This window comes from Rummeliibacillus sp. POC4, from assembly GCF_003576525.1.
Lineage (GTDB): Bacteria > Bacillota > Bacilli > Bacillales_A > Planococcaceae > Rummeliibacillus.
Genome location: NZ_QWUA01000114.1, coordinates 1 through 5174, shown reverse-complemented (window position 1 = coordinate 5174; position 5174 = coordinate 1). Strand labels below are relative to the sequence as shown.

Below are 5174 nucleotides of genomic sequence, written 5' to 3'. Positions count from 1 at the left end.
GAGGATAATAATGAAAACTTTTGGTAAACGTAATTATGCTTTAAATTATTGGAAAAGAACTGGAGCATATGCTCTCATTCGAAATGACCACCAACAATTTTTATGTGTAGAAGATTCGGATGGGAATTTATTTTTAGTTGGTGGAGGGGTTGAAGGAGAGGAATCTCCTGAACGTGCATTATTGAGAGAGAGCATTGAGGAAACAGGTCATGAAATCCAAATCGTTGAGCTTATAGGTAAAGCTGAAAGACACTGGGTTTCTGAAAAATATCCTTATGATTCTCAACATAATATTGGATTTTTATATGTTTGTGAGCTACTAGAAAAGATAACAGAGCCAGTTGAAAAAGAAACAATGCGCTGGGTCGATTTAAATTATTTAGAAAAGCATCTTTTTCATGAACATCATTTATACTTAATAAAACAGTATTTAAATATTTAATAATAAAGTAAAAAGTTTTATACATAAACGGTTCCCGAGGAGGATATTTCAAGAAATATTTCTACGCTTAAAAAATATGAATGGTTCAATGAATATTATAAAAATGAACAACATATTCAACTTATTATTCATAATAAAAATGTGCGTAAGAAGCTTGGAAGCCTCAATACTAAAAGAATAGCAAATCCTAAATTTCAATCTTTTTACAAAACTAAAATTGATAAAGTTTTACAAAAGCATTTATTACAGGGGTTTTAGGTGAATCAAACTTTAATTCAAAGAAGCGTTAATGAAAGAGGGGCATACATATGGATAGCATCATTTTTGATCTGGACGGAACTATTTGGGATTCGATAGATACTGTGCTACTTGCTTGGAATGATGTAGTTAAAGAAAAGAAGCTAACTAGAAAAGATTTTGAAGGAACGATGGGGCTTCAAATGGATGATATCAGTAGAAAATTGTTTCCAAATTTAGATTACCAGACTCGAACTAAAATTATTAAACAATGCTTTGAAATTGAAGGGGAATATATAGAAAAACACGGTGGGAATCTTTATGAGAATGTAGAAGCTGTATTAAATAAACTTTCTAAGAAATATAAACTGTTCATCGTTAGTAACTGTCAACAAGGTTATATCGATGGCTTTTTCAAATATCATCAACTTGATAAATATTTTCTGGACTATGAAATTCCAAGTAGAACGGGTCTAACTAAAGGAGAAAACATCAAATTGATCATGGAAAGAAACAACCTTTTAAAGCCTGTCTATATAGGAGACACAGAAGGCGATTTAAAGGCGTCTAGGTATGCAGACATCCCATTTGTTTTCGCAAAGTATGGCTTTGGAAATGTCACTGAATATGATTACGTGATAGAAAAATTTGATGAGCTTTTGGAATTGTTCTAAAAGCGGGGTAGGACCAATTATTTAAGATTATCCAGTTGTTTCAAAGCGCCAGGGAAGAAAGTTTTTTCTTTTGTAAGAGTTGTAGAATTTCATCATCACAAATATGACAAACACCCAATCTTTTGATAAAATAAAGTGAAAATTGATGAGGATCTCTTATCATATAAATCTTTATAATGAAAATCGGAAGGTGGACATATGGCGGTAAAAAAAGGCTTGATGTTGTTCATAACAGCAGCTATTGTCCTAATTATCATATTAGCATTCACAATCTATGTTCATTTTGGTAAACAACAAATATACGACGAAGCATTAGATTATTTAATGGTAAACCAAGAATATTATAAAAGTGATATGAAAAGTATCACGGTCGAACATTCCATCCCTGGCATTTTCTTATCACACAAAAACGAGTGGACGGTAAAAGTGGTCTTCAATGACGAACCCAAAGCTCGATACTTTTACAACGTAAGAAAAGGAAAGGTATTCCAAACAGGCTGGTCTGGAAGTACAGAAAACGACTTATATCTGCATTCGGAAAGTGTGGAGTGCGGGTATTAGAATAAACCCTCAGTAGAATGAAGCTACTGGGGGTTTTGTATGTAAAAGAAATATTATATCCATGATGACATTCCTACAGAAGTAAAAACTATGTGAACTTCATATTTGCAGAGAGTAAATCATGAGAGGGTTGAGCTTCATATGAGTATCTGTATAAGCAGAACGATCAAATGCATAAAGAGTATGTAAAAGTGCAGGAAGTATGTTAGAAATATATGTGCAAGTGTCTATTCATCAAATAGTGGATCGTTTAAACAGCTTTTTCTATGGAGCAATGTACTTTAAATATAGTATTATTAAACTTTCAATAAGAACAAATGTTTGATATGATATATTAGATAGCTGATACTCAAGGATGGTTGGCTCACTCCCGCTAAGAAAGGGGGTGATGCCATGACAGTATTTGAAGCATTAATGTTTGCAATCGCATTTGCAACGTTGATCATCACTGTTCTGTCATTTAATCACAAAAAATAACCCATCCTCGAGTTAGCTGCTCTGATGGGTTATTCTACCTTGGAGCCAATCCCCTTAAAGGAATCAACTATCGTTTTGACCGTTCGATGGGATAACATCGACGGTCTTTTTAATTTATGCTTTTAATAACTTCAGTATACGTGGGGGATGATATATTTTCAAGTTAAACATATTTGTGGATATTGTGATGGTGCTAGTCATGGAAATAACTATAAAATACCAGGTGCCAGATGCTAAAACAATTAATGGGTTACATTAAACTAAATTATCCTAAAATGTATATATATGTTAAAATGAGAATAAGATTCTGAAGGTTTACACTTAAACAATGCAGCAGGTTAGTTCAATAAAAAATCTATTAATCTGAATCTTTAATAGATTGATTACAAGTGTACTACATTAAAAAGGGGTGCTGTGATGTTCAAAAAATTTAACAAAACAAAACGGATTATGTTTTTAAGTTTGGTGTTAATGATGTCATTGGTTTTAATATCTGCTTGTTCCAAGTCTGACGTAAAAGACGCAAACTTAGGAGTAATTAAAAAAGTTCTTGAGCTTCAGTTCACTGGCCCAGATGAGGAATTTATGGATCTAGTATGGAACCCTAAATATAAGACTGTTGTGAATGGTAAAGAAGAGAACAAAGAGTTAGATAAGTATGTTATGGAGGTATACGGACCTTACTTTGTAGATTCTTACCTCGACACCTTTCTAAATGCATTTGGGACGACATATCAAAGTACTGCATACCACTCGGGATACAAGTTAAGGGTTAAGGACATCGCAATTAAGCAAGGCGAAAAAATGTCCAATCTCTATACCTTTGTAGCAACGGTAGGTTATCAGAAAAATGATGAGGAAGAAAAGACGGCAAATGTATCAGGTGAAGTCATTTTCTCTACAAAAGAAGAAGGGAAAATTGGTCGATTCCAATATGGAGATGAAGACGGTCTATTGCTTACAATGAGAGAAGCAGTGAATCAATGAATTTTTTGGTTTTACAAATTCTTTAATAAAAAATAGACATCAATAATCGTGTCAGTCGAGAAAGATAGTATGCGAAGGTAAATAAAAAATAGTTAGGTTCCATTTTTTACAAGGAACTAGCTATTAGTTAAGCCATACCAGCATTTCGATTGCGAGATGCACTCTACAAGTGAAGAAGTGTGGGGTATTAGAACAAACCCTCAGTAGAATGATGCTACTTTGGGTTTTTGAATTTAAGTTTAAATGTATGTTATTTTCTTCGTTTAAATATTCGACATCCGGGTATTAAGTATAGGAAAACATACATGAAATCGATGCTTCTAATTAGTAATTTAATAACTTGAATGGTTGTCTAATATATTTTGAAATTGACATAATTATATAATCAATGTAAAATGGTGGAAAATAATGATAGAAAGTAAATGTTTTGCATATACTAATGGCATATTAATTAATCAAAAAAGGTGGTATATGCAAATGAAAAGGAGGGCGAAAAAGTTGCAGTCTACATTAACTAAACAAGAAAAAAATAAAGAAATTGCTTCTTCAATTGATTTAAGTTTATTTTCTAAAAATGAATTAAAAATGAAGCCAGATAAGAATGGAAAATTCCATGTTAGTAAGGGTGATCCTAATTATGATAGGTGGATTAATGACTGATGCAACCAGGGGATGTTTTCAAATTAAATTTTGATTTTGAACCTCCAGGGCGGGGAAGTTCTTACCGTCCTGTTATTATAATGCAAGTTTATCAAGAAAACGCAATAGCGATTAAGGTGACTCATTCAGGGCCAACTGAGGATTTTCCTTATAGAGAAAAGATTATCGATATTAATGGTTCAGGATTAGATTCTAATTCGTATGCACAATATGATTTTTATAATATAATTCCTGTGACTAATACATATGTTAAAATAGGTATATTAGAACCAACTGAATTTGCGAAATTAACTGCATTATTCAATAATTTCCATTCTACTTAAGAGTCTGCATTTATGTGGACTCTTATTTTATTGCAACTATTACAAAGGTTGGTTTCAATTAGCAATACGTATATTAATTTTTCAGATAAACTCCAAGTGGGTTTCTTCTAATACCATTTCTCCCTTCTTTTTGAGGAACTATCACAAAAAGTCGGTCAAAATAAAAAAGAGCAGCGAGTGCTACTCTTTAAATGAATTTGCTATTTGTATTAAATCCTTTTTTGTAACTTTTTCAGGATGTATCTTATCCATCATTAAAGTATATTGAAATTTATTCTTTTCAAATATCAGTAAGCTAAAGTTTTCTTTAATTATATAAATTGCTTCACTTCCGTCTTTTAATTTCATTCTACTAGCACTTTTCTCATTTTGAAATTCTTGTTTATATTTTAGGAAAGTAACAAATATTTTGTAATGTGTTTCTCCTGAATTTTCATTTAAAAAACTAATTTCCAATTTCGGAGATGCTATAGTAGTAAATCTAGCAAAAGTATGAGTAAACACAACCTCTGGTAATCGAGTCGGCAATAAAATACTTTCCCTAAAAAAAGTATTTGCCTCGTTAAGAGCTCGATTCGTCTCTTTATAACCACCATCAAGATAAATCTTTTCTAAATCTTCACCATTTGCATTCATATGTGGTACCCCAAAACAAAAAACAAAGAGAAATAATAACCCCACTTTTTTCACAAATAACACCTCCTAATTCTTTTTAAAAATCCAGTGATATTATTCCCCAAAAAGGTTTTATTAATTTCACACAGAAATATATTAAAACTTATTTTTGATAGGAATATTATGATGAGAGGGAGT

General features: G+C 31.8%; 8 protein-coding genes. 7 read left to right on the top strand and 1 reads right to left on the bottom strand.

Annotation, left to right across the window (positions count from 1 at the left end):
• The 7 genes from D1606_RS17940 to D1606_RS17915 all read left to right on the top strand — a co-directional run.
• A partial coding sequence (locus tag D1606_RS17940; protein ID WP_233548166.1) for an NUDIX hydrolase occupies positions 1–442 on the top strand: 442 nt, incomplete at its 5' end.
• A gap of 308 nt (positions 443–750) precedes the next feature.
• A complete protein-coding gene (locus D1606_RS17935; protein WP_119417385.1) occupies positions 751–1353 on the top strand; it encodes an HAD family hydrolase in 603 nt (200 codons plus the stop codon).
• Positions 1354–1551: 198 nt separating this feature from the next.
• On the top strand, positions 1552–1914 hold the full coding sequence (locus tag D1606_RS17930; protein WP_119417384.1) for a DUF3139 domain-containing protein: 363 nt from the start codon (positions 1552–1554) through the stop codon (positions 1912–1914).
• 393 nt (positions 1915–2307) lie between these two features.
• Positions 2308–2391, top strand: a complete 84-nt coding sequence (locus D1606_RS19380; protein ID WP_369973828.1) for a putative holin-like toxin — start codon at positions 2308–2310, stop codon at positions 2389–2391.
• Between the two features lie 474 nt (positions 2392–2865).
• A complete protein-coding gene (locus D1606_RS17925; protein ID WP_147414551.1) occupies positions 2866–3378 on the top strand; it encodes a hypothetical protein in 513 nt (170 codons plus the stop codon).
• A 498-nt stretch (positions 3379–3876) separates the two neighbouring features.
• A complete protein-coding gene (locus D1606_RS18900; RefSeq protein WP_158582431.1) occupies positions 3877–4038 on the top strand; it encodes a hypothetical protein in 162 nt (53 codons plus the stop codon).
• Positions 4038–4361 (top strand): hypothetical protein, encoded by a 324-nt coding sequence (locus tag D1606_RS17915; RefSeq protein WP_119417381.1) that lies wholly within the window; start codon positions 4038–4040, stop codon positions 4359–4361. The genes D1606_RS18900 and D1606_RS17915 overlap by 1 nt, the downstream gene beginning before the upstream one ends.
• Positions 4362–4541: 180 nt before the next feature.
• Here D1606_RS17915 and D1606_RS17910 read toward each other — a convergent pair whose 3' ends face one another.
• On the bottom strand, positions 4542–5051 hold the full coding sequence (locus D1606_RS17910) for a hypothetical protein (RefSeq protein WP_119417380.1): 510 nt from the start codon (positions 5049–5051) through the stop codon (positions 4542–4544).
• Positions 5052–5174 lie beyond the last annotated feature (123 nt).

What these genes read in the sequence shown, in the direction of transcription:
- D1606_RS17935 (WP_119417385.1), top strand. Translation starts at nt 751, where the DNA reads ATGGATAGCATCATTTTTGATCTGGACGGAACTATTTGGGATTCGATA.
- D1606_RS17930 (WP_119417384.1), top strand. Translation starts at nt 1,552, where the DNA reads ATGGCGGTAAAAAAAGGCTTGATGTTGTTCATAACAGCAGCTATTGTC.
- D1606_RS19380 (WP_369973828.1), top strand. Translation starts at nt 2,308, where the DNA reads ATGACAGTATTTGAAGCATTAATGTTTGCAATCGCATTTGCAACGTTG.
- D1606_RS17925 (WP_147414551.1), top strand. Translation starts at nt 2,866, where the DNA reads ATGTCATTGGTTTTAATATCTGCTTGTTCCAAGTCTGACGTAAAAGAC.
- D1606_RS17915 (WP_119417381.1), top strand. Translation starts at nt 4,038, where the DNA reads ATGCAACCAGGGGATGTTTTCAAATTAAATTTTGATTTTGAACCTCCA.